Genomic DNA, 2,395 nt, shown 5'->3' on the forward strand with positions numbered 1-2,395 from the left:
GCCCCGTGGCGGCCGCGCCGGTCCCGGCTTCGACGGGCAGGCCGCAGCGGCTGCCGCTCAAGGACCTGCAGGTCAGGAATCCCATCCGCCTCGCCGGCACGCGCGGCGAATATGGCATTCCCTTCGGCCTCCGCAGCAACCAGGTCGTGACCGCCGCCTCGCTGACCCTGGCCTTCAACTTCTCGCCCTCGCTGCTGGGCGACCTCAGCCAGATCGTCGTCCTGCTGAACGGAGAAGTGGTCAACGCCCTGCCGCTTCGGCCTTCGGACGGCACGACGCAGACGGTGAGCGTGCCGATCAACCCGGCGCTGTTCCTGCCGGGCGACAATTCGCTGAACCTGCGCTTCATCGGCCATTACACCCGCGACTGCGAAGACCCCTTCCACAGCTCGCTCTGGGCCAATGTCAGCAACACGCGGTCGGTGCTGAACATCACCACCCAGTCGCTGCCGCTGAAGCCTGACCTGGCGCGCCTGCCCGCGCCCTTTTTCGACCGCAACGACAATGTGGCGCTGAAACTGCCCTTCGTCTTCGCGGGCAAGCCCACCAATGGCGAGCTGGAGGCGGCCGCCAGCACCGCATCCTGGTTCGGCGGCATGGCCAGCTATCGCGGCTATTCCTTCAAGCCCAGCTTCGGCCAGATCCCCGCCGGCAACGCCGTGCTGTTCGTGACGCCGGGCCGCCGCATCCCCGGCATCGATCTGCCCGCCGGCCCCGCCGCCACGGTCATCGCCAATCCCGTGGACAGCGAGGGCCAGTTGCTGGTCGTCAGCGGCAGCGACGAGAAGCAGTTGAAGCAGGCCGCCGCGGCGCTCGCCATCGGACGGGGCATGCTGGGCGGGGCGAGCGCGTCGCTGGACGGCGTGCGCCTGCCCTCCTTCCCCCGCTATTCCGCGCCGCGCTGGCTGCGGACCGACCGGCCGGTGCGCCTGGGCGAGATCGTGCCGCGCTACGCCCTTCAGGGCATCGGCCTGCCGCCCGGCCCGCTCAGCGCCGGTTTCCATGTCGCGCCCGACCTGTTCTTCTGGCCGCGCCAGGGCGCCAAGCTCGACCTGCGCTACCGCTATCCCTCCGCCCCCTGGCTCGACAAGTCCCGCTCGCGCCTCGACCTGTCGATGAACGGCCAATATCTGACCACCCTGCCCCTGACCGGCGAGCATTGGTGGGACAAATGGTTCGGCGGCGGACGGCCCGCGGCATATACGTCCCGCGCCGACGTCGTGCTGCCGCGCTACGACCTGTTCGGCCAGAACTCGCTGGTGTTCGACTATAATCTGCTGGTCCAGTCCAAGCAGCGCTGCGAGGGGATGCTGCCCGACAATGTGCGGGTGAGCATCCTGCCGGAAAGCTCGATCGACCTCAGCCACGCCTATCACGCGCTGCACATGCCCGACCTGGCGAGCTTCGCGGGCGGCGGCTATCCCTTCACCGTGCGCCCCGACATGGCGGAGACGGTCGTCCTGCTGCCCGGCGACCCGACGCCCGCCGTGGTCGAGGCGTTCCTGAACGTCATGGGCCGCTTCGGGGACGCCACCGGCGCGCCCGCGATCCGGGCCAGCGTCACCCGGTCGGTCGACGCCGCGCGGATGGCGGGCAAGGACATATTGGTCATCGGCCCCATACAGATCGCCCAGTCGGAATCGCTCTTTTCCGGCGCGCCCGTCTTCTACCAGGACGGCCGGCTGCGCGTCACCGAACGCACGCCGGTGGAGCGCGCCTTCGACCTCTTCTCCCCCTATGAGCGCAGCGACAGCGCCACCGTCGACGGCTTCTTCTCCGGGTCCGACAGTTTCAGCGGCATCGTCGGCTTCCAGTCGCCCTTCGACGCGGAGCGCAGCGTCGTCGCGCTGCTGGCCAGCGATCCCGAAGCGCTGCCCACGCTGGTCAACGGCCTCAACGACACCCGGATCAACGCGCAGGTCCAGGGCGACCTTTCGGTGGTGGACGGCGAAGGCATGGCGAGCTTTGCGGTGGGCGACGGCTATTGGGTCGGATCGCTGCCGGTCTGGATGAAGATCGCCTATTGGATGAGCCAGCGGCCGTTCCTGATCGCGCTCGGCGGCCTGCTGGTCGCCTTCCTCATCTCCGCCCCGGTCTATCTGCTGTTCAAGCGGCAGGAAACCCAGCGCCTCGAAGCGGTGAAATGAACATGAAGAAGACGATCTCCCTCCTCGGCCTGCCCCTGCTGGCCATCGCGACGATGCCCCTGGCGCAGGCGGAGGTGCAGGGCGTCGCCCCGCTGCTCAAGCAGGCGCGCTACTGGCAGTCCAAGGGACGCGGCGACCTGGCGCGGCAGGCCTATAACCGGGTGCTGGCCATAGACCCTTCCAATGCGGAGGCGCGGCGCGGCCTTGCCGGCAATGCGCCCCAGGCCAGGCCCGCCCCCCAGGCCAGG

Annotated in this window: 2 protein-coding genes; both read left to right on the forward strand. The window is 69.2% G+C overall.

Going from position 1 to position 2,395, the window contains the following annotated elements; translation table 11 throughout:
• Positions 1-2,147, forward strand: a 2,147-nt coding sequence (locus L286_RS25620) for a cellulose biosynthesis cyclic di-GMP-binding regulatory protein BcsB (RefSeq protein ID WP_021222922.1), incomplete at its 5' end; no start/stop codon positions are given.
• 2 nt (positions 2,148-2,149) lie between these two features.
• Positions 2,150-2,395, forward strand: a 246-nt coding sequence (locus L286_RS0124050; RefSeq protein ID WP_238559271.1) for a hypothetical protein, incomplete at its 3' end; no start/stop codon positions are given.

Origin of the sequence: Sphingobium sp. HDIP04 (genome assembly GCF_000445085.1) — a bacterium.
GTDB classification, from domain to species: Bacteria; Pseudomonadota; Alphaproteobacteria; order Sphingomonadales; family Sphingomonadaceae; genus Sphingobium; species Sphingobium indicum.